This window comes from Streptomyces capitiformicae (assembly GCF_002214185.1).
GTDB classification, from domain to species: Bacteria; Actinomycetota; Actinomycetes; order Streptomycetales; family Streptomycetaceae; genus Streptomyces; species Streptomyces capitiformicae.
The window spans coordinates 6371932-6395576 of record NZ_CP022161.1 but is presented as its reverse complement, the minus strand read 5'-3'; the positions used below and the strand labels follow the sequence as shown (position 1 = coordinate 6395576).

Below are 23645 nucleotides of genomic sequence, written 5' to 3'. Positions count from 1 at the left end.
GGGAACTGCGCGAACAACCCCCACTCGCCCGCACCCGCCACACGATCCCACTTCCCGAGTTCTCAGGCGCCCCTCCCACAGAAGGTGACCCATGCCCGCCCCCGAGTTGATCTCCCCGCGCTCCGCACGCGTCTTTGCCGCGCGGCGGCTCGCCAAGCGGAACTTCAGGGGGAAGGACCGGCTGTTCCTCGCGGAGGGGCCGCAGGCCGTGCGGGAGGCAGCGGGGCACCAGGTGGACGGGACAGCCACGCTGGTGGAGCTGTTCGCCACGGTCGAGGCCGCGGAGCGGTACGCCGACATCGTGGGGGAGGCCCGCGCGGCCGGTGCTCGGGTGCACCTGGCCGATGAGGCGGTCATCGCCGATATCTCCACCACCGTGACGCCGCAGGGGGTCGTCGGGGTCTGTCGGTTCCTCGACACGCCCTTCGAGGACATCCTCGCGGCCCGGCCCAAGCTCGTCGCCGTACTCGCCCACGTACGCGATCCCGGCAACGCCGGCACCGTACTGCGGTGTGCGGATGCCGCGGGAGCGGAGGCGGTCGTACTCACCGACGCGTCCGTCGACCTCTACAACCCCAAGGCCGTGCGCGCCTCCGTCGGCTCGTTGTTCCATCTGCCGGTCGCCGTCGGGGTGCCGGTCGAGCAGGCTGTCGCGGGGCTCAGGGACGCCGGGGTACGGATCCTCGCCGCGGACGGGGCGGGGAAGGACGACCTGGACGACGAGCTGGACAAGGGGACCATGGGCGGGCCCACGGCCTGGGTGTTCGGCAACGAGGCCTGGGGGCTGCCCGAGGAGACGCGGGCGCTGGCCGACGCCGTCGTCCGCGTGCCCATCCACGGAAAGGCCGAAAGCCTGAACCTCGCGACGGCCGCCGCCGTATGTCTCTACGCGTCCGCCCGTGCGCAGCGCGCCTTCGGAGGGTGCCGCACCGTCACCCTCAGCTAGTAGGGTGACGGGCTCGGGGGCCCACTGCACAACGCGAGAGGTGGGGTACGGGGATGAGGGTCGGCACGAGCAGCACACTGGGGGGCCGCGACGTGCGTGCTACGCCCGCGACCCGGCACGATGATCCCGCCGAGCTCGGTATCGACCCCGACGACCTCCCCGACGGACTCGTCGTCGCCGATGACCAGGGTCGCGTGATCTGCTTCAACGCCGCCGCCGCCCGCATCACCGCCACCCCCGCCGCCCAAGCCCTCGGCCGTTCCCTCGAATGCGCCCTGCCGTTAGAGGACCTCGAAGGCCGCCGCTGGTGGCAGCTGACCGACCCGTACGGGGGGCTCGCGATCCGGGTCGGACAGCCCGAGCGGAACCTGCTCCTGCCGGGGGCGCGCGAGGTCCTCGTATCGGCGCGCTACATCCGTACCGAGCCCACCGGCCCCGTCCGCCGGGTCGTCGTCTCCCTCCGCGACACCGAGGCCCGCCGCCGCACCGAGCGCAGCCACGCCGAACTGATCGCCACGGTCGCCCACGAACTGCGCTCGCCGCTCACGTCCGTCAAGGGGTTCACCGCCACCCTGCTGGCCAAGTGGGAGCGGTTCACCGATGATCAGAAAAAGCTGATGCTGGAGACCGTCGACGCCGACGCCAACCGGGTCACCCGGCTCATCGCCGAGCTGCTCGACATCTCGCGCATCGACTCCGGGCGGCTTGAAGTGCGCCGCCAGCCCGTCGACATAGGCGCGGCCGTCGGACGGCACATCCAGGCGTATGTTGCCGCGGGACAGCCCGCCGACCGGTTCCTGCTGCGGATCGAGCAGCCCCTGCCCAGCCTGTGGGCCGACCCCGACAAGATCGACCAGGTGCTGAGCAACCTGCTGGAAAATGCGGTGCGGCACGGCGAGGGAACCGTCACGATTGACGTCACGCCCGCGGAGTCCCCCCGGGAAGGGGACGGCCATCCAAATGCTGCCACGTCGGTCATCGTGAGCGACGAGGGCACCGGCATCCCGGAGGAGTCCATGAACCGCGTCTTCACCCGCTTCTGGCGGGGCAGCAAGCGCGGCGGCACAGGCCTCGGGCTGTACATCGTCAAGGGCATCGTCGAGGCCCACGGCGGCACCATCACGGTCGGACGCGCCCCCGGCGGCGGCGCCGAGTTCCGATTTACGTTGCCCGTGGGGGCCCCGGCCTATCTGGCCTGAGCTGCCTGCGGGCGCGTTCGCATACCCCGACCCCGTTAGACTCGGTCATTGGCACCTTTGCGTCCAAAACCAGAGACGAATCGTCTTCAGGTCGAGACGGGGCACTTCAGCCAGCCAATCGGAAGCACGGGAAGAGATGTCGGCACCGAATAAGTCGTACGACCCTGTCGAGGTCGAGGCGTTGAAACCGGAAGAGATCGAGCGCATGCGGGACGAGGCGCTCGCCGCCTTCGCCGCCGCGGACTCCCTCGACGCGCTCCAGGAGGCCAAGGTCGCCCACACCGGGGGCACCTCCCCGCTGGCGCTCGCCAACCGCGAGATCGGCGCCCTGCCCCCGCACGCCAAGGCAGCCGCCGGAAAGCTGGTCGGCCAGGCCCGCGGCGCCGTGAACAAGGGCCTCGCCGCCCGCCAGGCCGAGCTGGAGGCCGAGCGCGACGCGCGCGTGCTGGTCGAGGAGGCGGTGGACGTCACGCTGCCGTACGACCGCGTACCGGCCGGCGCCCGCCACCCGCTGACCACGCTCTCGGAGCGCATCGAGGACATCTTCGTGGCCATGGGCTACGAGGTCGCCGAGGGCCCGCAGGTCGAGGCCGAGTGGTTCAACTTCGACGCCCTCAACATCGGCCCGGACCACCCGGCGCGCGGCGAGGCCGACACGTTCTTCGTACAAGGACCCGAGGGCGGCACCGAGTCCGGCGTCGTGCTGCGCACCCACACCTCGCCCGTGCAGATCCGCTCCCTGCTCGACCGTGAGCTGCCGGTCTACGTGATCTGCCCCGGCGTCGTCTACCGCACCGACGAGCTGGACGCCACCCACACCCCGGTCTTCCGCCAGGTCGAGCTGCTGGCCGTCGACGAGGGCCTCACGATGGCCGACCTCAAGGGCACGATGGACCACATGGTCCAGTCGCTGTTCGGCGAGGGCATGAAGACGCGGCTGCGGCCGAACTTCTTCCCGTTCACCGAGCCGTCCGCCGAGATGGACATGGTGTGCTACGTCTGCCGCGGCGAGTCCGTCGGCAACCCCGACCGGCCCTGCCGCACCTGCTCCAGCGAGGGCTGGATCGAGCTGGGCGGCTGCGGCATGGTCAACCCCAAGGTGCTGACCGCCTGCGGTGTCGATCCCGAGAAGTACAGCGGGTTCGCCTTCGGGTTCGGTATCGAGCGGATGCTGATGTTCCGCCACAACGTCGAAGACATGCGAGACATGGTCGAGGGTGACGTCCGGTTCACTCGGCCCTTCGGGATGGAGATCTGATGCGGGTCCCGCTTTCTTGGCTGCGGGAGTACGTCGACCTGCCGGCCACCGAGACCGGCCGTGACGTCCAGGCCAAGCTCATTTCGGCCGGCCTCGAGGTCGAGACGGTCGAGCAGCTCGGCGACGGCCTCAAGGGCCCCCTCGTCGTCGGCCAGGTACTGACCATCGAGGAGCTGGAGGGCTTCAAGAAGCCCATCCGCTTCTGCACCGTCGACGTCGGCACCGCCAACGGCACCGGTGAGCCCCAGGAGATCGTCTGCGGCGCCCGCAACTTCGCCGTCGGCGACAAGGTCGTGGTCGTCCTCCCCGGCGCCGAACTGCCCGGCGGCTTCGCGATCTCCGCCCGCAAGACCTACGGCCGCAACTCGCACGGCATGATCTGCTCCAGCGACGAGCTGGGCATGGGCGACGACGGCACCAAGGGCATCATCGTGCTGCCCCCGGAGACCGAGGTCGGCAAGGACGCCGTCGAGTTGCTGGAGCTGGTCGACGAGGTCCTCGACATCGCCGTCACCGCCAACCGCGGCGACTGCCTGTCGATCCGCGGCGTCGCCCGCGAGACTGCCATCGCCTACGGCCTGCCGCTGCGCGACCCGGCGCTCCTCGACGTACCGGGCCCGAACGCCTTCGGCCACCCGGTCCAGGTCTCCGACCCGCTCGGCTGTGACCGCTTCACCGCCCGCACCGTCACCGGGCTCGACCCGGAGGCGCGCTCCCCGATCTGGCTCAAGCGCCGGCTGCAGAAGGTCGGCATGCGCCCGATCTCGCTCGCCGTCGACATCACCAACTACGTGATGATGGAGCTCGGCCAGCCGCTGCACGCCTACGACCGGGGGCTGGTCCAGGGCACGATCGGCGTACGCCGGGCCGCGGAGGGCGAGAAGATCGTCACCCTCGACGGTGTCACGCGCGCCCTGCACGCCGAGGACCTCGTCATCACCGACGAGCGCGGCCCGATCGGCCTGGCGGGCGTGATGGGCGGCGCCAACACGGAGATCGCGGACCACGAGGACGTCGAGAACGCGTCCACCGAGGTCGTCATCGAGGCCGCCCACTTCGACCAGGTCGCCATCGCGCGCACCGCCCGCCGCCACAAGCTGTCGTCGGAGGCGTCCCGCCGCTTCGAGCGCGGCGTCGACCCGCAGGCCGCGGCCGCCGCGGCCCAGCGCACGGTCGACCTGCTGGTGCTCCTCGCGGGTGGCACGGCCGACGCGGGCGTCACCGAGGTGACCGCCCCGTCCGCGCCGCACACGATCACCATGCCGGCGAACCACCCGGACAAGGTCGCGGGCGTCACCTACGGCCGCGAGACCGTCGTACGCCGCCTCCAGGAGGTCGGCTGCGACGTCTACGGGCAAGATGAGCTGCTTGTCACCGTGCCGTCCTGGCGGCCCGACCTCACCGAGATCAACGACCTCGCCGAGGAAGTCATCCGGCTGGAGGGCTACGAGAGCCTGCCCTCCACGCTGCCCAAGCCGCCCTCGGGCCGCGGCCTGACCCACCGGCAGCGGCTCCACCGCCGCGTCGGCCGGGCACTGGCCGGCGCCGGGTACGTCGAGGCACCCAACTACCCGTTCATCAGCGAGCAGATCTTCGACCAGCTCGGCCTGGACGCCGACGATCCGGCCCGCCGCGTCGTCAAGCTCACCAACCCGCTCAACGACGAGGAGCCCGCGCTCCGCACGTCGCTGCTGCCGGGGCTGCTCGGTGCGCTGCGGCGCAACGACGGACGGGGTTCGCACGACCTGGCCCTCTTCGAGACGGGGCTGGTGTTCCACCCGCGTGCGGAGCAGAGTGTCGCCGGGCACCTGCCCGTCGACCGGCGCCCGACCGACGAGGAGATCGCCGCGCTGAACGCCGTGCTCCCCGAGCAGCCGCGACACGTCGCCGTCGTCCTCGCCGGAGCCCGTGAGCAGGCCGGCTGGTGGGGCAAGGGCCGTCCGGCCGACTGGGCCGACGCCGTCGAGGCGGGGCGCGCGGTCGCGCGGGAGGCCGGTGCCGAACTGGCCATCCGCAAGGGGCAGTACGGGCCATGGCACCCGGGCCGGTGCGCCGCGCTGGCGGTCACCGTGGACGGTGCCGAGCAGGTCATCGGTCACGCCGGTGAACTGCACCCGCGTGTCGTGAAGGCGCTGGGGCTGCCCGCCCGTACCTGCGCGATGGAGCTGAACCTGGACGCGCTGGAGGCGGTCGGCGACGACGCCCCACAGGCGCCGGGCATCTCCACGTTCCCCGTCGCCACGCAGGATGTCGCCCTCGTGGTAGACGAGTTCGTGCCACACGCCGACGTGGAGGATGCACTGCGGGAGGGCGCGGGTGAGCTTCTTGAGGGCATCCGGCTGTTCGACGTGTACGAGAACGCGGAGCAGCTGGGAGAGGGGCGGAAGTCGCTGGCGTACGCGCTCCGCTTCCGGGCCGGGAATCGCACGCTGACCGTGGACGAGGCGAGCGCTGCGCGGGATGCGGCGGTCGCCCTCGCGGGCGAGCGCACCGGGGCGGTTCTGCGGAGCTAGGGCGCCTATGGGGCGGGGGCTGCGTGTTGATCGGCGGCTGCGGGTAAGTGGGGGCTGGTCGCGCAGTTCCCCGCGCCCCTTGACAGCATGGGTGGCGGCCGGGGATTTAAGGGGCGGGGCTGTGTCGATATGCGGCTCCGCCGCGTGGGCGCGACCAGCCACGAACTACCCGCAGCCGCCAATCAACACGCAGTCCCCGGTCCTCAGCAGCCCGCCCAACCGCCGGAGGCGCTACGCTGCCAATCGCCGGCACCGAGCCACTCCGGAGGGCCTCCATGCAGCCCAACACCCTGCTCGACGCGATCCTTGACGAGGCCGGTGTCTCCCATGCCGGACTCGCCGCGCATGTCAACCAGGCGGGGCGGGCGAGGGGGCTCGCGCTGAGGTACGAACACACCGCCGTGGCACGGTGGTTGAAGGGGCAGCGGCCGCGCGGGCAGGTGCCCGACCTGATCTGCGAGGTGCTCGCCGCCCGGCTGCACCGGACCGTCACCCTCGACGACATAGGGCTCGGCGTGCCCGGAGAGCTCACCTCTCAGCACGGTGCCGGGCTCTCGGGTTTCGTGGAGCGCGCCACCGCCCTGTGGCGCTCCGACGAACAGCAGCGGCCCCATGTCCTCGGTGCCCCCGCCGTCACCGGGACGCCCGCCGTGATGCCCGTGTGGGAGTGGGAGAACCCGCCGGAGGACGTCGACGTCTCACGCGGCGGGCGGCACCAGGTCAGCATGGCCGACATCGAGATGCTGCGGGCGGCCCGCACCCACTACGAGCAGATGTACCGCAAGGCGGGCGGCATAGCGACCCGTACGCGGATCGTCGGCTTCCTCAACGCCGAGGCCGCGCCCCTGCTGCGCGGCAGCTACACCGACGCCACCGGGCGCCAACTGCACCGGGCCACCGGCGGGTTGGTGGCCGTCGCCGGGATCTGCGCGTACGACTCCGACGCCCATGGGCTCGCCCAGCGGTACTTCCACCAGGCGCTCAGGCTGGCGAAGGCGAGCGGAGACCGGGGGCTCGGGGCCTATGTGATCGCGCTGCTCGTCAACCAGTCGCTGTTCATGAAGGAGTACCGGCAGGCCGTCGCCTTCGCCGAGGCCGCGCTGCGCACCGCCGGCAAGGACATCACCCCGGCGCTCGCCTCCGACCTGTACGCGATGCAGGCCAAGGCGTACGCGCACCTCGGCGACGGCACGAGCGCGCTGTCCTGCATCCGGCGGGCGGAACAGGCCGCCGAACGCATCCGGCGCGGGTACGAACCCGACGAGACCGGCTATGTCCAACCCGGTCTCGTCAACGTACAGGTGGCGGAGGCGCTGCTCAGCCTCGGCGACCTGACGGCCGCCGCGGAGCACGCCGCGGCAGCCGTCGACAACCCGGCGCACGACCGGGGGCGTGTGCACCGGCTCGCGATGCTCAGCCAGATCGAGCTGAGGCAGGGCAACGCGGACAAGGCCGTGGCGAGCGCGGTCGAAATGGCCGAGCGGGCGCGCGGAATGGAGTCCATGCGTCTGCGTGACAGACTGCGGGCGGTACGCGAACACCTCGTGCGCAGCGGCTGCGCGGGGACCGCCGAAGCCGCCGAACTCATCGACGGAGCACTGCGCGTACCGCTCTGACACCGTCCGCGCGGCGCGGCCGTGCACCGGCTGTGCGCCTGCTGTCATAAAGCTCCTGCTGCGATATTGCCACTTACTCGGCGGAAGGTGGCAGAACCGTGCAGTGGACGAAACAGAGCGAACAAACCGTGTATTCGAACCGCTGGTTCAGCGTCAATCTCGCAGATGTCGCGCTGCCGGACGGGCGGCACCTCGATCACTTCCTGATACGGCTGCGGCCGGTGGCCGTGGCCACCGTGGTCAACGAGGCCAACGAGGTACTGCTTCTGTGGCGGCACCGTTTCATCACCGACAGCTGGGGATGGGAGCTGGCGGCGGGCGTGGTCGAGGACGGCGAGGACATCGCCGTGGCGGCGGCCCGCGAACTGGAGGAGGAGACCGGATGGCGGCCGGGACCCCTGCACCACCTGATGAGCGTCGAGCCCTCCAACGGGCTCACCGACGCCCGGCACCACATCTACTGGGCCGACGAGGGCGCCTACGTCGGTCACCCCGTGGACGACTTCGAGTCGGACCGCAGGGAATGGGTCTCCCTCAAGCTCGTTCCCGACATGGTCGCCCGCGGTGAGGTCCCGGCCGCCAACATGGCGGCCGCGCTGCTCCTCCTGCACCATCTGAGGCTCGGGCAGGACGCCAAGCCCTGATCCCCCCGCGCGTCCCGTCCGAACCGGTCAGCGGCCGACGACCTGCCAGATCGACACCACCAGGGCGCCCACGGCCGCGAGAGCCGCGACGGCGGGCAGCGGCCAGCGGGAGTGCTCCAGGTTGACGACGCGTGTGCTCAGGTCGTCGAGTTCCTTGGCGGTCTGTTCGGCGCGGTGGCTCAGCAGGGTCAGCCCTCCTTCGACGCGCGCGTGCGCCACATCCAGGCGACGGCGTAACTCTGCGAGTTCGCCGTGGGGCACGGGATGCTCGGGGTCGATGGCCACGAGTCCGCTCCTATCTGTAGTCGTTTTCCATCCCTTGCATGCGCACGGCAAGTCAACTCGCCTGGTGGACGAGTGGGGAGCGTGTGCGAACGGCATATGCGTGTCCGTCGCGCACACGGTGTGTGAATGCCGCGGGCCCGGCACCGTTTCCGGTGCCGGGCCCGCAATGGCTACGTTCTGTGGCCAGCGTGGTCTCTGATCAGGCGTATGAGTAGAAGCCCGAGCCCGTCTTCCGGCCCAGCCTGCCCGCGTCCACCATGCGCTGGAGCAGCGGGGGAGCGGCGTACAGCGGCTCCTTGTACTCCTCGTACATCGAGTTGGCGATGGAGACGATGGTGTCCAAGCCGATCAGATCGGACAGCTTCAGCGGGCCCATCGGGTGGGCGCAGCCCAGCTCCATGCCGTTGTCGATGTCCTCGCGGCCCGCGATGCCCGACTCGAACATGCGGATCGCGGAGAGCAGATACGGCACGAGCAGCGCGTTGACCACGAAGCCCGAGCGGTCCTGGGCGCGGACCGTGTGCTTGCCGAGCAACTTCTCGGCGAAGAGCTGCGCCCGGCTGAGGGTGCCCTCGGAGGTGGTGAGCGCCGGGATCAGCTCGACGAGCTTCTGCACCGGGGCCGGATTGAAGAAGTGGATCCCGATGACGTGGTCGGGCCGCGAGGTGGCGACCGCCAGCTTCACCAACGGGATCGAGGAGGTGTTGGACGCGAGGATGGCGTCCGGGCGGGTCATCACCTGGTCGAGCACCTGGAAGATCTGGGTCTTCACCTGCTCGTTCTCCACGACCGCCTCGATGACGAGATCACGGTCGGCGAACTCGCCGAGGTCGGTGGTGAAGCTCAGCCGCGCCTGCGTGGACGCCCGCTCCTCCTCGGTGATCTTTCCGCGGCCGGCTGCCTTGGACAGGGAGTTGAACAGCCGGGTACGGCCGATCTCCAGGGCCTCGCCGTTGGTCTCGGCGACCTTCACGTCCAGACCGGCGCGGGCGCACACCTCGGCGATGCCCGCTCCCATCTGGCCGCAGCCCACGACTCCGACGCGCGCGATGTCTCCCGCCGCGATGTTCGTCACATCGTCCCTTTCGCTGGTCTACGTGCCTGGCGGATACCCCTGGTGTGGGCCTGCGCCAAACCTGCACGTTACCCGCGACGGCTACTGATCAGTATCCCGGGTGCCCCATGGAAGGCTGGCGGGGAGCAGTGCGCGATACAGCGGGCGCACAGCGGTACGCGGAAGTACGCGGAAGTACGCGGAGGTATGAGGATGCATCGGAAGCCACGGATGTCACGACGGGCGTTCTGGGCGACCGCGGCGGTGACGCTCGTGGCGGCGGGTGGGGTGGCGGCCGGCACGGCCATGGCCGGCGGGGAACCGAGCCCGCGCCGGCGGGCCGGCGGCGACATGCGCGGCATGTGGCTGGCCACGGTCGTCAACCGGGACTGGCCCTCCAAGCCGGGCCTGACTGCCGACGAGCAGCGCGCCGAGCTCCTCGCGCACCTCGACACCGCCGTGGAGTGCCGCCTCAACACGGTGATCTTCCAGGTCCGCCCCACCGCCGACGCGCTCTGGCCCTCCCCGTACGAGCCCTGGTCGCAGTACCTCACCGGCACCCAGGGCCGGCACCCCGGCTGGGACCCGCTGGGCACGGCCGTCGAGCAGGCTCACGCCCGCGGGCTCGAGCTGCACGCCTGGTTCAACCCGTACCGGGTCGCCAATCACACCGACCCGAACCGGCTGGCGGCGGGCCACCCCGCCCGCGAGAACCCTGGCTGGGTCGTCCCCTACGGCGGCAAGCTCTACTACAACCCCGGGATCCCGGCCGTCCGCGCCTTCGTCCAGCGGGCCATGCTCGACGCCGTACGGAAGTATCCGATCGACGCCGTGCACTTCGACGACTACTTCTACCCGTACCCGGTCGCGGGCCAGGTTTTCGACGACGACGCGGCGTACGACCAGTACGGCGGGGGCTTCGCCAACCGGGCCGCCTGGCGGCGCGACAACATCGACAAGCTGGTGCGGGAGATGGCGACGGGCATCAAGGGGATCCGCCCGGGCACGCAGTTCGGCATCAGCCCCTTCGGCGTGTGGCGCAATGCCACTACCGACGAGCGGGGCTCCGACACCCGGGCGGGCGTGCAGACGTACGACGACCTGTACGCGGACACGAGGAAATGGGTCCAGGAGAACTGGATCGACTATCTCGTGCCCCAGCTGTACTGGAACATCGGCTTCGCCGCCGCCGACTACGCCAAGCTGCTGCCCTGGTGGGCGGAGACCGCCCGTGGCACCGGGACCCGGCTCTACATCGGGGAGGCCCTGTACAAGGCGGGCGATCCGGCGCAGCCCGCTGCCTGGCAGGACCCGGCCGAGCTGTCGGCACACCTCACCCTGGCCCGCGAGTACCCGGAGGCGGGCGGGCATGTGTTCTTCGCGGCCAAGGAGGTGGCGGCCGACAAGATCGGCGCGATGGCCCGGGTGGTCGCCGACCACTACCAGCAGCCGGCGGAGCCACCGCGCTGAACTGGAGCCACCGCGCTGAACTAGTGTTGCGCGTCCTTGTGCCGGATCTCCGTGTCGGGACCGGGCGAGCAGACACCCTCGTGCCCGTCCTCGAAACGGACGCGGTACGGGGGGTTTCCCTCCTGGCCCATGACTTCGACGATCTCGCCGACCTTGTCATGTTGTCCGACCACCCTGCCGTGCTGGACAAGCTGGTCGCCCACGGTTGCACGCATCTTCGGGGCCTCCTCACGAGGTGCGGGAGCAGCGGTCCGTGGCCTTGAGTCTACGGCGCGGGAGCCCGGTCGGAGCCGGTGCGGGCGCCGCTCAGCTCCGCGACCGCTGAGTGACGGCGATGCACACCAGCACCGCCGCGGCCGTCAGCGGGGCGGCCACTGTCAGGTGCTCGCCCAGCAGCAGCACCGACCACACCAGTGTGAGCAGCGGCTGCGCCAGCTGCAACTGGCCGGCCCTGGGGATGCCGATCGCCGCCATGCCCCGGTACCAGACGACCAGGCCCAGGAACTGGGACCCGGCGGCCACCCACAGCAGCCCGATGACGCTGTGCGCGGTCAGCTGGACCGGCTCGTACGACAGGGCCGGCAGCGCCCCCGTAACGCTGAGCGGCAGACAGAACACCAGGGCCCAGCCGATGACCTGCCAGCCGGGCATCACTCGGGCCAGCCGCCCGCCCTCGGTGTAGCCGGCCGCGCACACCAGCAGGGCGGCGAAGAGGTAGAGGTCGGCCGTGGAGAGGCCGCCGCCGCTCTGCGTCACGGTGAACGCGAGCACCGCGGCGGCTCCGGCCAGGGCGGCGAACCAGAAGGTGCGCGAGGGGCGGGTACCCATGCGCAGCGCTGACAACAGGGTGGGCGTACGGAGGCTGAGGGCGGCTGTGGACGGTTCGACGTCGGGCCCCTGACCTGCGGCCCGCCATGGCCGGCGAGGTCCACCGCAGGCTTCCACCGGAGCAGGTCGCGTACGCGCGCGTGGTGACCGAACCTTGGGTAATTCCTGAGTAACGCCCCCTTGACCTGCGGAGTCTGTCGTTCCACCATCGCCGCATGCATGTTCGGGTCACGTTCGTCGCCGCCGCGCGTTGCTCCTCACTGCTCGCCGAGCGCTTCGAGGACGACCGGCCGCTGGACCAGGCCGGCTGGGACGAGGTGCAGCGCGCCGCCCACGACCTGGTCCCGCTGGCGGCGGCCGAGCTGCGCTACTGCTCGCCGACGCCCCGCAGCCGGGCCACCGGCGACGCGCTCGGCTACGCACCGCTGGCCCAGCCCGCGCTGCGGGACTGCGACATGGGCCGCTGGCGTGGCTTCACGCTGGGCGAGGCCATGGCCCGGGAGCCCTCGGCGGTGGACGCCTGGCTGGCCGACCCCCGTTCCATCCCGCACGGCGGCGAGTCCCTGATGGACTTCATCTCCCGCATAGGGGGCTGGCTCGACACACGTCCGTTCGGCGACAGCGGCCGTATCGTCGCCGTGGCCGAGCCATCCGTGCTGCGTGCCGCCCTCGTCTACGTGCTGAAGGCCCCACCGGCGTCGTACTGGCACATGGACATCCGCCCTCTGTCGACGGTCACGGTCGCAGGTCATCCGGGCCGCTGGAACCTGCGGTTGGGCGCCGCGTAGGGGACGCCTGAGGCATGCGTGTGCAGTCGGTGACCAGGAGCCGGCCCGTGGCGGGGCGGCGGACGTCCCGGTCGGGTACTGGCCGGAAAGCGCCCCCTGTCCCTCACTTCCGACACTTTCGGTCCCGCGCGACCCGTTGACGCTCTCCTGGCACCCTCCTATCTTGCCGTTCGATGTGCTGATCACCGTCTGATATTTCGAACAACTCCAGGACCCCCACATCGAGCCGCGGAGTATCCATGTCACGCAGCACCCGCACCCGTTGGAGACTCGGCCTCACCGCCACCGCCTTCCTGGTGGCGGCCGCCTCGGTCCCGGCGCCCGCGCACGCCGAGGACGTCACCGACTACGCGATCAACGTCGACCCGACCGCCAAGGGCGCGAAGATCGACGACACGATGTACGGCGTCTTCTTCGAGGACATCAACCGGGCCGCGGACGGCGGCCTGTACGCCGAACTCGTGCAGAACCGATCCTTCGAGTACTCGACCGCCGACAACCGCACCTACACCCCGCTCACCTCCTGGGCGGTCGACGGCTCCGCGCAGGTCGTGAACGACGCCGGCCGACTCAATGAACGCAACCGCAACTACCTCTCCCTGGGCGCCGCTTCGGCGGTCACCAACGCCGGTTACAACACAGGTGTCCGCGTCGAGGAGGGCAAGACATACGACTTCTCGGTGTGGGCGCGCGCCGTCGCCGGTACGACCCTGACCATCACCCTCAAGGACGCCGACGGCACGCTGGCGGAGGCCCGACAGGTGGACGTCAAGGGCGGCTGGGCCAAGTACAAGGCCCACTTCACCGCGACCCGGACCAGCAGCAACGGCCGTGTCGCCGTTGCCTCCTCCGACGCCGTCGCCCTGGACGAGGTGTCCCTCTTCCCGCGTGACACCTACAAGGGCCGCAAGAACGGCCTGCGCAAGGACCTCGCCGAGAAGATCGCGGCCCTGAAGCCGGGCTTCGTCCGCTTCCCCGGCGGCTGCCTCGTCAACACCGGCTCCATGCAGGACTACAGCGAGGCCTCGAACTGGGAGCGCAAGCGCTCGTACCAGTGGAAGGACACCATCGGCCCCGTGGAGCAGCGCGCCACCAACGCCAACTTCTGGGGCTACAACCAGTCCTACGGCCTCGGCTACTACGAGTACTTCCAGTTCTCCGAGGACATCGGCGCGATGCCGCTGCCCGTGGTGCCCGCCCTCGTCACCGGCTGCGGCCAGAACAGGGCCACCGACGACGAGGCCCTGCTCCAGCGGCACATCCAGGACACGCTCGACCTCATCGAGTTCGCCAACGGGCCCGTGACGAGCGAGTGGGGCAAGAAGCGGGCCCGGATGGGCCACCCGAAGCCCTTCGGCCTCACCCACCTCGGCGTCGGCAACGAGGAGAACCTGCCGAACGAGTTCTTCGCCCGCTTCCAGAAGTTCCGGGCCGCCATCGAGGCGAAGTACCCCGACATCACGGTGATCTCGAACTCCGGCCCCGACGACGCGGGCACCACCTTCGACACCGCGTGGAAGCTGAACCGCGAGGCGAACGTCGACATGGTCGACGAGCACTACTACAACAGCCCTCAGTGGTTCCTCCAGAACAACGACCGCTACGACTCCTACGACAGGAACGGCCCGAAGGTCTTCCTCGGCGAGTACGCCTCCCAGGGCAACGCCTTCAAGAACGCCCTCTCCGAGGCCGCGTTCATGACCGGCCTGGAGCGCAACGCCGACATCGTGAAGCTCGCCTCCTACGCACCGCTCCTCGCCAACGAGGACTACGTGCAGTGGAGCCCCGACATGATCTGGTTCAACAACCACGCGTCGTGGAACTCCGCCAACTACGAGATGCAGAAGCTCTTCATGAACAACGTCGGGGACCGCGTGGTGCCGTCGACGGCGACCGGCACCCCGGCGGTGACCGGGCCGATCTCGGGAGCAGTGGGCCTCTCCACCTGGGCCACGACAGCGGCGTACGACGATGTGAAGGTCACGAGCGCCGACGGGACGACCCTGCTCAGCGACGACTTCAGCGGTGACGCCTCGAAGTGGACCCACACCGGGCGCGGCAGCTGGTCCGTCCAGGACGGGCAGTACGTACAGACCGATGTGGCCGCCGAGAACACCATGGTCTCGGCCGGCGACACCTCCTGGCACGACTACGACCTCAAGGTGAAGGCCACCAAGAAGTCCGGCAAGGAGGGCTTCCTGGTCGCCTTCGGCGTCAAGGACACCGGTAACTACTACTGGTGGAACCTCGGCGGCTGGAACAACACCAGCAGCGCGGTCGAGCAGGCCGTCGACGGAGGCAAGTCCACGCTGATCTCCAAGCCGGGGACCATCGAGACGGGCCGTACGTACGACGTCGAGGTCAAGGTGCGGGGGCGGCAGGTGACCCTGCTGCTGGACGGCCAGGAGTGGGGCGGCTTCACCGACGACAAGCCGGCCGAGCCGTTCCGCCAGGTCGTCACTCGGGACGCGAGGACCGGTGACCTGATCGTCAAGGTCGTCAACGCCCAGTCCGCTGCCGCGCGTACGGCCATCGACCTCGGGGGTGCGAAGGTGCGTTCCAAGGCTCGCGTGACCACGCTCACGGCCGCGCCGGACGCCGTGAACACGGAGACGGCCACGCCGGTCGCTCCGGTGACGTCGACGTTCAGCGGGGTGGCCGACGAGTTCAGCTACACGTTCCCGGCGAACTCGGTGACGTTCCTGAGGATCAAGAAGAAGTGAGGTGAGGGCGGCCCGGGGTCCGCGTGAGCCCGGGCCGTGTCTCACGAGCGGCGGCGGGGCTTTCCGCCCTTGCCGCCGCTCTTCGCGTTCCTGCCGCCGCCGGAGCCGCCGCCTCGGGGGTTCCGGCCGGTCGCCTTGCCCGCCTTGCCCGCCGCTGGCTGGCGTCGTGCGCCGCCCGCGGCTGGACGCTTGGCCTTCGGAGGCTGCTTCTCCTCAGAGGGCTTGGCGCGGCCCCGGGAGCTGTTGACCGTCCGACCCCGGACGATGCCGATGAAGTCCTCGACCATGTCGGTGGTCGCGTCCTCGGGCCACGACAGCGCGACGCGCGACTCGGGGGCGTCGGTGACCGGACGGTACGTGAGGTCCTTGCGGTGGTGGAGACGGGCGAGCGACTGCGGTACGACGAGCAGCCCGATGCCGGCCGCCACCAGCTCGATCGCGTCCGCCGTGGTCGCGGGACGTTCGAACGCCGGCTGCCCCGGCGGCCGCTCCCAGTCCAGGGTGTCGTCGAGGGGGTGCAGCACGATCTCGTCGGCCAGATCCTCGGTGGACACCTCCTCGACCGCCGCGACGACATGGTCCTTCGGGATCACGACCACGGTGGTCTCGGTGTAGAGGGGGATCGCGCTGAGGTCGGTCCGGTCCACCGGCAGCCGTACGAAACCGGCGTCGGCGTCGCCGCCCCGCAGCACGCCGAACGCCTCGGCGGCGGGCACCTGGAGGAGGGTGAGGGGGATGTCGGGCAACCGCTCGTTCCAGATCCGCACCCACTTGGTGGGCGTCACTCCCGGGACGTACGCGAGCCGGAACGAGGAGGATGCTTCCGAGCCAGTCACCTGACCAGGTTATCGGGCGGTGGCGGGAGGCCGGGCATCGGCCGAGGGCTCTGTGGTCAGGGGCGGCGCACACGCTCGATACCCTGGACACCATGACGTCGCACCAGACCACCCAGACCATGAAGCCCGCGACCGCGGCGAAGAAGCTGGGTGTGTACCTCGAAGCCACCCCCGCCGAGTTCCAGGAGGGCGTCATCTCGCGCGCCGAGCTGAACGCCCTCCAGGCGAACCCGCCGGCCTGGCTGGAGGAGCTGCGGAGCAACGGCCCGCACCCCCGACCGGTGGTCGCGGCGAAGCTGGGCATCTCCATCGCCGGGCTCGCCCGCGGTAGTGTCACCGAGCCCCTCACCACCGAGCAGATCGAGGCGCTGAAGAACGACAACCCCGAGTGGCTGCAGAAGGAGCGCGCCATTCAGGCCGAGGTCCGCAAGGAAGGCGCCCGCATCAAGAAGCGGAACGCCGAGCGGGCGGCCCGGTCGGGCGACCGGCGTTCCTGAACGCGGGCCCGGCGAATCGGCGGCGGCTTCTGGTCCTGTGGCTGGGCCCGGGGGATGGCGGCTGACGGCTGACGGATAACAGCTGACGGCTGACGGATAACAGCTGACGGATAACAGCTCGGCGGGCTCGAAAACCGTGAGCCATGCGGGCGCGGTCCGGGCAGGATGCCGTCTGTGAATCACGTCCTGTGCGGGCTCGCCGCCAACCCGGCCCTGCCGTCCGAGCTGGTCGACCGGCTGATCGCGGTCGCGGACGACGACGTTGACCACGAGCTCGCCGGTCGTGCGGACCTCAGCCGTGCGCAGGCGGTCGCGTTGGCCGCGCGGGACGAGGGGATCGGTGTTCGGCTGGCGTACGAGGGGCGGCTGACCGCGGCCGACGTGGATCCCACGGCACAGCCACTCGCCGCCCTCGCCCTGCTCGACGAGGGCGCCGGCAGACCCGAGTGGGCTCGTCTCCTCATGGTGGATCCGGTCGTCACGCATCGGGAGAAGCTGGCCGCCTGCCCCGGCCTTCCTCCCGACGTGGTGGAGACGCTCACCTCGGACTCGGACGTACAGGTCGTCGCGGAGCTCGCGTTCTGGTGCGCACCGGACGTGGCCGCCCGCCTCGCGGGGCATCCGCATGCCGAGGTCCGCCGCGCGGTCGCGGCCAACGAGGCGACGCCGCCGGACGTACTGGCGGCGCTCATCAGCGGCGACGGGCTGACACCCGCACGGCGATGTCTGGTCTGCGACCGCGAGAAGCCGCCGTTCACGCACAGCCCGGACTGTCCGAAGCCCGACTGCGATCTGCCCCCGGGCGCCTCCTGCGACGGGTCCCACGAGTCCACCGTGCACAACACGCTGCTGGCAGCACTGGAGAACCGGGCCACGCCCACCGAAGCTGTCGTCGGCTTCGTCGACCACCCCTCGATGCTGTTGCGCCAGGCGCTCGCGAGTCGCGCCGGTCTGCCTTCGGAGGCGTACGCGCGGCTCGCCGAGGACCCCACTCCCTGGGTGCGCGGCAAGCTCGCCGAGAACCCTGCCATCCACGATGCCCTGATCCGTACGCTGGCCGACGACCGCGCCCCCGATGTACGGCGCGACCTCGCCCACAACCCGCGCGTACCGCTCGACGTGCTCACCCGCCTGGCCGCCCACACCAGGATCGGCCCCACTCTGCTGCCGCGTATCGCCTCCGCCTCCGCCTCCGAGGTGACCGAGCTGGCCCACTCGCCGGAACCGGCCATGCGGATGTTCCTGGCCCAACGACGTGATCTGCCGGCCGGGATCCGCGACCTGCTGGCCGATGACCCCGACGCGAAGGTGGTCAGGTCCATCGCTGCGCACCCGGGCCTCTCCGAAGCGCGACTGCGCGCCATGGTCGAGCGGTATGGAGCCCAGGTACTCGCCGGGGTGGCTGCCAACCCGGACGCTGCCCCGGCGCTGCTGGAGCAGGTGACCCGCCACACACCGCCGGTGCGGAAGACCTTCCGCGAGGTCGCCAGGCATCCCCGTGCGACGCCTCCGGCCCTGCTCGCCTGCCTCACGGACGACCGGGCGAGACCCCTGGCCGCCGCCCACCCGGCACTCCCACCGACGACCGTCGCGGAACTCCTCACCGACCCCGACTGGGTGGTGGTCGAAGCGGCAGCCGCCAACCCGTCGCTACCACGCACGGTGATGACGAAACTGTTGGGCACCCCCGTCGTCCCGCCGTCCAAGGCGGGCACGGACGTCCACCGAGGGAATCAGCCGGTGCCGGACAACCCGTGCCACCAGTGCCCGCACTCGCTGGAGCAATAGCGTTCGCGGCGCCGCTCGTGGCGATCACGAGCACCGCGATCAGCCGCCGGGAGGCGCAGAGGCTATTTTCCTCGGCAGGCTCTGCCGCCCCGTGATTGCATAAAAGTGCAGCGAAACGTATAGTCATGCCATCAAAGAGGAGGGTTCCATGGCGGTACGCGCGGCGGTGGCGGGAGCGAGTGGTTATGCGGGCGGCGAGGTGCTGCGCCTGCTGCTCGCGCACCCCGAGGTCGAGATCGGTGCTCTGACCGGCAACTCCAACGCGGGTCAGCGGCTCGGCGGGCTGCAGCCGCATTTGTTGCCGCTGGCCGGCCGGGTACTCCAGGAGACCACGGCCGAGGTGCTGGCCGGGCACGATGTGGTGTTCCTCGCGCTGCCGCACGGGCAGTCCGCCGCCGTGGCCGAGCAGCTCGGCCCGGATGTGCTCGTCGTCGACATGGGCGCCGACTTCCGGCTCAAGGACCCGGCGGACTGGGAGCGGTTCTACGGTTCGCCCCACGCCGGGACCTGGCCCTACGGCCTCCCCGAACTACCGGGTGCCCGCGCCGCGCTGGAGGGGTCCAAGCGCATCGCGGTACCCGGTTGCTACCCCACGGCCGTCACCCTGGCCCTCTTCCCGGCGTACGCGGCCGGGATCGCCGAGAACGAGGCCGTGATCGTTGCCGCGTCCGGGACGTCCGGCGCCGGCAAGGCGGCCAAGCCTCATCTGCTGGGCTCCGAGGTCATGGGCTCGATGTCGCCGTACGGCGTCGGCGGCGGCCACCGCCACACCCCCGAGATGATCCAGAACCTCGGCGGGGTGGCGGGGGAGCCGGTTTCCGTCTCCTTCACCCCGACCCTCGCCCCCATGCCCCGCGGCATCCTCGCCACGTGCACCGCCAAGGCCAGGCCCGGCGTCACCGCCGACTCGGTCCGCGCCGCGTACGAGAAGGCCTTCGCCGACGAGCCGTTCGTCCATCTGCTCCCCGAGGGGCAGTGGCCCGCGACGGCGTCCGTCTACGGTTCCAACGCCGTATCGGTGCAGGTCGCGTACGACGAGGCCGCGGGCCGCATCATCGCGATCAGCGCCATCGACAACCTCACCAAGGGCACGGCCGGTGGCGCCGTCCAGAGCATGAACATCGCCCTCGGGCTCCACGAGAGCACCGGGCTGACGACGATCGGAGTCGCACCGTGAGCGTGACGGCAGCAAGGGGATTCACGGCGGCGGGCATCGCCGCCGGGATCAAGGAGAACGGCAACCCCGACCTGGCCCTCGTGGTCAACAACGGGCCCCGCCTCGCCGCCGCGGGCGTCTTCACCTCCAACCGGGTGAAGGCCGCGCCGGTGCTGTGGTCCGAGCAGGTCCTCAAGGGCGGCCAGGTCTCGGCCGTCGTCCTCAACTCCGGTGGTGCGAACGCCTGTACGGGCCCGAAGGGCTTCCAGGACACCCACGCCACCGCCGAGAAGGTCGCGGACGTCCTCGAAGGCCACAGCGCCGGTGAGATCGCCGTCTGCTCCACCGGGCTCATCGGTGTGCTCCTCCCCATGGACAAGCTGCTCCCGGGGGTCGAGACGGCCGCCGCCCAACTCTCCGAGCACGGCGGCGAGAAGGCCGCCATCGCCATCAAGACCACCGACACCGTGCACAAGACGTCCGTGGCCCAGGGCGACGGCTGGACCGTCGGCGGCATGGCCAAGGGCGCGGGCATGCTCGCCCCCGGCCTCGCCACCATGCTGGTCGTCCTCACCACCGACGCCGACCTCGACAGCGAGACGCTCGACAAGGCCCTCCGGGTGGCCACCAAGGTCACCTTCGACCGGGTCGACTCCGACGGCTGCATGTCCACCAACGACACCGTGCTGCTGCTCGCCTCCGGGGCCTCCGAAGTCACCCCGGGCTACGAGGAGTTCGCCGAGGCCGTCCGCAAGGTCTGCGACGACCTGGGCCAGCAGCTCATCCGGGACGCCGAGGGCGCCAGCAAGGACATCAAGGTCGAGGTGATCAACGCCGCGACCGAGGACGACGCCGTCGAGGTGGGCCGCTCCATCGCCCGCAACAACCTCCTCAAGTGCGCCATCCACGGCGAGGACCCCAACTGGGGCCGCGTCCTCTCCGCCATCGGCACCACCTCCGCCGCCTTCGAGGCCGACCGGCTCAACGTCGCCATCAACGGCGTCTGGGTCTGCAAGAACGGCGGCGTGGGCGAGGACCGCGACAAGGTCGACATGCGCTACCGCGAGGTCCACATCACGGCGGACCTCGCGGCAGGCAATGAGTCTGCGGTGATCTGGACCAACGACCTGACGGCCGACTATGTCCACGAGAACAGCGCCTACTCGTCCTGACGTGCCCGCTTGGTTGTCGCGGGTCCTCGTCGTCGCCGACGAGGGTTCCTGTTGCGCGGGCGACCGCTCGCCCTCGGACGAGTCCGGGGTGAGTCTTACGTCGCCTCCGCAGGCCAACACCGCCCGCCCGGCGGCTGATCCGAGACCTTTCCGAAAGTCGGCTATGACGGTCAATCACTCAGAAGAGCGAAAGTCCCCCACCCGCAAACACACCGCCCTCCCCAAGGCCCAGATCCTTATTGAAGCGCTCCCGTGGCTGACCCGCCACAACGGCAAGACGGTCGTCATCAAGTTCGGCGGCAACGCCATGGTGAACGAGGACCTGAAGGCGGCCTTTGCCCAGGACGTCGTCTTCCTGCGGCACGCCGGACTCAACGTCGTCGTCGTGCACGGCGGCGGCCCGCAGATCAGCGCCGCCCTCGACAAGCACGGCATCGTCAGCGAGTTCAAGGCCGGCCTGCGCGTCACCACCGAGGACGCCATGGACGTCGTACGCATGGTGCTTGCCGGACAGGTGCAGCGCGAGCTGGTCGGACTGCTCAACCAGCACGGGCCGCTCGCCGTCGGACTGACCGGCGAGGACGCGCACACCATCACCGCCACCAAGCACCAGCCCGAGATCGACGGCGAACTGGTCGACATCGGGCGGGTGGGCGAGATCACCGCGATCGACACGGGCGCGATCGAGGCACTGCTCGCCGACGGCCGTATCCCGGTCGTCTCGTCCATCGCCCGTAGCCAGGACGACGGACATGTCTACAACGTCAATGCTGATACGGCGGCTGCGGCACTCGCTGCTGCTCTTGACGCCGAAACCCTCATGGTCCTCACCGACGTCGAAGGCCTCTACGAGGACTGGCCCAACTCCGACGAGGTGATCAGCCGCCTCACCGCTTCCCAACTGGAGAAGCTGCTGCCGGAGTTGTCCTCCGGCATGGTGCCGAAGATGGAGGGCTGTCTGCACGCCGTGCGCAACGGCGTCCAGACCGCCAGGGTCATCGACGGCCGGGTCCAGCACTCGATCCTGCTGGAGATCTTCACCGACGAGGGCATCGGCACGATGGTCGTGCCGGACGCCGAGGAAGAGGGGGATGCCGGATGACCGAGACCGCGCAGAACGCAGAGCTGACCCAGCGGTGGCAGGGCTCGCTCATGAACAACTACGGCACCCCGAGGCTCCCGCTCGTGCGCGGTGAGGGCACCAAGCTGTGGGACGCGGACGGCAAGGAGTACGTCGACTTCGTCGGCGGCATCGCGGTCAACGCGCTCGGCCACGCCCACCCGGCCGTCGTCGAGGCCGTCAGCACGCAGATCGCCTCCCTCGGCCATGTCTCCAACCTGTTCATCGCCGAGCCGCCCGTCGCGCTCGCCGAGCGGCTCCTGGAGCACTTCGGCCGGGACGGCAAGGTCTACTTCTGCAACTCCGGTGCCGAGGCAAACGAGGGCGCCTTCAAGATCGGCCGGCTGACCGGGCGGACCCACATGGTCGCCACCCAGGGCGGCTTCCACGGCCGGACCATGGGCGCCCTCGCCCTCACCGGCCAGCCCGGCAAGCAGGGTCCGTTCCTGCCGCTGCCCGGTGACGTCACACACGTCCCGTACGGCGACGCGCAGGCCCTGGCCGGCGCGGTCACCGAGGAGACGGCCCTCGTCATCATCGAGCCCATCCAGGGCGAGAACGGGGTCGTGGTCCCGCCCGCCGGCTATCTGAAGGCCGCCCGGGCCATCACCGCCGCCACCGGCTCGCTCCTGGTCCTCGACGAGGTGCAGACCGGCATCGGCCGGACCGGGCACTGGTTCGAGTACCAGGCGCACGAGGGCGTACTCCCGGATGTCGTCACCCTCGCCAAGGGCCTCGGCGGTGGACTGCCGCTCGGCGCGACCGTCGCCTTCGGGCGGGCCGCGCAGCTTCTCCAGCCGGGCCACCACGGGACCACCTTCGGCGGGAACCCCGTCGCGTGCGCCGCCGGACTCGCCGTCCTGGAGACCATCCAGGCCGAAGGGCTCCTGGAGAACGTCAAGCGGCAGAGCGAGAAGCTGCGGGACGGAATCGAGTCTCTCGGCCACCCGATGATCGACCATGTCCGTGGTGCGGGCCTCCTGCTGGGTATCGTGCTCACCGAGCCGCTCGCGCCACTGGCGCAACAGGCGGCTCAGGACGCCGGTTTCCTGGTGAACGCGCCCGCCCCCGATGTCGTACGGCTCATGCCCGCGCTCAACATCGGCGATGCCGAGGTGGGCGCGTTCCTCCAGTCGCTGCCCGGCATCCTGAACGGGGCGCTGGCCGCGCACGAAGCCAGTGGGGACGGACGATCCGGGGAATGAGACGACGATGAGCCAGGCGCAGGAGCACGACCAGGCGGGGCCCGCCGTACCGCAGACCCGCATGGCCCGCCACCGCCGGATCGTGGACATCCTCAACCGGCAACCTGTGCGGTCGCAGAGCCAGTTGGCGAAGCTGTTGTCCGACGACGGGCTGAGCGTCACACAGGCGACGCTCAGCCGGGATCTGGACGAGCTCAACGCGGTGAAGATCCGCAACACCGACGGCGACCTCATCTACGCGGTGCCGAGTGAGGGCGGTTTCCGGACCCCCCGGGCTCCGCTGGGCGAGTCGGCGAAGGAGGAGCGGATGCGGCGGCTCTCGCAGGAGCTGCTGATCTCCGCGGAGGCCTCCGCGAACCTCGTGGTCCTGCGCACGCCTCCGGGCGCGGCCCAGTTCCTCGCCTCCGCGATCGACCAGGCCGAGCTGCACGACATCCTGGGGACCATCGCGGGCGACGACACGTTGTTGTTGATCAGCCGGGATCCCAGTGGAGGACAGTCCTTGGCCGACCACTTGCTGAGGCTGGCTCAGAACGGCCACTGAGAG

Annotated in this window: 20 protein-coding genes and 1 pseudogene; 16 read left to right on the top strand and 5 right to left on the bottom strand. The window is 70.4% G+C overall.

Features of this window, described 5'->3' with window-relative positions; translation table 11 throughout:
* Positions 1–91 precede the first annotated feature (91 nt).
* From CES90_RS28450 to CES90_RS28425, 6 genes are all read left to right on the top strand, one after another.
* Positions 92–946 carry a TrmH family RNA methyltransferase gene (locus tag CES90_RS28450; protein WP_189785919.1) on the top strand — a complete coding sequence of 285 codons (855 nt, stop codon included), beginning with the start codon at positions 92–94 and terminating at the stop codon, positions 944–946.
* A 53-nt stretch (positions 947–999) separates the two neighbouring features.
* Positions 1000–2145 carry a sensor histidine kinase gene (locus tag CES90_RS28445; RefSeq protein ID WP_189785920.1) on the top strand — a complete coding sequence of 382 codons (1146 nt, stop codon included), beginning with the start codon at positions 1000–1002 and terminating at the stop codon, positions 2143–2145.
* A gap of 136 nt (positions 2146–2281) precedes the next feature.
* Entirely contained in the window at positions 2282–3403 is a 1122-nt protein-coding gene (gene pheS / locus CES90_RS28440) for a phenylalanine--tRNA ligase subunit alpha (RefSeq protein WP_189785921.1), read from the top strand.
* A complete protein-coding gene (gene pheT / locus CES90_RS28435) occupies positions 3403–5916 on the top strand; it encodes a phenylalanine--tRNA ligase subunit beta (protein ID WP_189785922.1) in 2514 nt (837 codons plus the stop codon). Before pheS ends, pheT begins: the two co-directional genes overlap by 1 nt.
* Before the next feature lie 275 nt (positions 5917–6191).
* On the top strand, positions 6192–7532 hold the full coding sequence (locus CES90_RS28430; protein WP_189785923.1) for a transcriptional regulator: 1341 nt from the start codon (positions 6192–6194) through the stop codon (positions 7530–7532).
* A gap of 98 nt (positions 7533–7630) precedes the next feature.
* Positions 7631–8176: an NUDIX hydrolase gene (locus CES90_RS28425; RefSeq protein WP_189785924.1), complete on the top strand. Its 546-nt coding sequence runs from the start codon at positions 7631–7633 to the stop codon at positions 8174–8176.
* A 27-nt stretch (positions 8177–8203) separates the two neighbouring features.
* On the opposite strand, the gene CES90_RS28420 is transcribed toward CES90_RS28425, so the two are convergent.
* Positions 8204–8461, bottom strand: coding sequence for a hypothetical protein (locus CES90_RS28420; RefSeq protein WP_189785925.1), 258 nt, complete (start codon positions 8459–8461; stop codon positions 8204–8206).
* Between the two features lie 199 nt (positions 8462–8660).
* Entirely contained in the window at positions 8661–9536 is an 876-nt protein-coding gene (locus tag CES90_RS28415; protein ID WP_189785926.1) for a 3-hydroxybutyryl-CoA dehydrogenase, read from the bottom strand.
* Between the two features lie 210 nt (positions 9537–9746).
* On the opposite strand from CES90_RS28415, the gene CES90_RS28410 reads away from it, so the two are divergent.
* Entirely contained in the window at positions 9747–10985 is a 1239-nt protein-coding gene (locus CES90_RS28410; protein WP_189785927.1) for a glycoside hydrolase family 10 protein, read from the top strand.
* 20 nt (positions 10986–11005) lie between these two features.
* Here the strand turns inward: CES90_RS28410 and CES90_RS28405 are convergent, their stop codons facing one another.
* Entirely contained in the window at positions 11006–11200 is a 195-nt protein-coding gene (locus CES90_RS28405) for a DUF1918 domain-containing protein (RefSeq protein WP_189785928.1), read from the bottom strand.
* 91 nt (positions 11201–11291) lie between these two features.
* Positions 11292–11840: pseudogene (locus CES90_RS28400) on the bottom strand (EamA family transporter); the annotation flags it as partial.
* Between the two features lie 188 nt (positions 11841–12028).
* On the opposite strand from CES90_RS28400, the gene CES90_RS28395 reads away from it, so the two are divergent.
* Positions 12029–12601: a histidine phosphatase family protein gene (locus CES90_RS28395; protein ID WP_189785929.1), complete on the top strand. Its 573-nt coding sequence runs from the start codon at positions 12029–12031 to the stop codon at positions 12599–12601.
* 239 nt (positions 12602–12840) lie between these two features.
* Positions 12841–15324 (top strand): alpha-L-arabinofuranosidase C-terminal domain-containing protein, encoded by a 2484-nt coding sequence (locus tag CES90_RS28390; protein ID WP_189785930.1) that lies wholly within the window; start codon positions 12841–12843, stop codon positions 15322–15324.
* Between the two features lie 41 nt (positions 15325–15365).
* Here CES90_RS28390 and CES90_RS28385 read toward each other — a convergent pair whose 3' ends face one another.
* Positions 15366–16160, bottom strand: a complete 795-nt coding sequence (locus CES90_RS28385; RefSeq protein ID WP_189785931.1) for a LysR family substrate-binding domain-containing protein — start codon at positions 16158–16160, stop codon at positions 15366–15368.
* A gap of 92 nt (positions 16161–16252) precedes the next feature.
* Here CES90_RS28385 and CES90_RS28380 point away from each other — a divergent pair, with 92 nt between their 5' ends.
* The 7 genes from CES90_RS28380 to CES90_RS28350 all read left to right on the top strand — a co-directional run bounded on the left by CES90_RS28380 (position 16253) and on the right by CES90_RS28350 (position 23642).
* Complete coding sequence (locus tag CES90_RS28380) at positions 16253–16657, top strand: DUF5997 family protein (RefSeq protein WP_189785932.1); 405 nt, start codon at positions 16253–16255, stop codon at positions 16655–16657.
* 174 nt (positions 16658–16831) lie between these two features.
* Positions 16832–18445 carry a hypothetical protein gene (locus CES90_RS28375; RefSeq protein ID WP_229914162.1) on the top strand — a complete coding sequence of 538 codons (1614 nt, stop codon included), beginning with the start codon at positions 16832–16834 and terminating at the stop codon, positions 18443–18445.
* Positions 18446–18593: 148 nt separating this feature from the next.
* The gene (argC, locus tag CES90_RS28370; protein WP_189785933.1) at positions 18594–19622 is read left to right on the top strand and encodes an N-acetyl-gamma-glutamyl-phosphate reductase; all 1029 of its coding nucleotides are present in this window, start codon (positions 18594–18596) and stop codon (positions 19620–19622) included.
* Positions 19619–20773 (top strand): bifunctional glutamate N-acetyltransferase/amino-acid acetyltransferase ArgJ, encoded by a 1155-nt coding sequence (gene argJ, locus CES90_RS28365; protein WP_189785934.1) that lies wholly within the window; start codon positions 19619–19621, stop codon positions 20771–20773. The genes argC and argJ overlap by 4 nt, the downstream gene beginning before the upstream one ends.
* A gap of 163 nt (positions 20774–20936) precedes the next feature.
* Positions 20937–21875 carry an acetylglutamate kinase gene (argB, locus tag CES90_RS28360; RefSeq protein ID WP_189785935.1) on the top strand — a complete coding sequence of 313 codons (939 nt, stop codon included), beginning with the start codon at positions 20937–20939 and terminating at the stop codon, positions 21873–21875.
* Positions 21872–23098, top strand: a complete 1227-nt coding sequence (locus tag CES90_RS28355) for an acetylornithine transaminase (RefSeq protein ID WP_189785936.1) — start codon at positions 21872–21874, stop codon at positions 23096–23098. The genes argB and CES90_RS28355 overlap by 4 nt, the downstream gene beginning before the upstream one ends.
* A gap of 7 nt (positions 23099–23105) precedes the next feature.
* Positions 23106–23642 (top strand): arginine repressor, encoded by a 537-nt coding sequence (locus CES90_RS28350; protein ID WP_189785937.1) that lies wholly within the window; start codon positions 23106–23108, stop codon positions 23640–23642.
* Positions 23643–23645 lie beyond the last annotated feature (3 nt).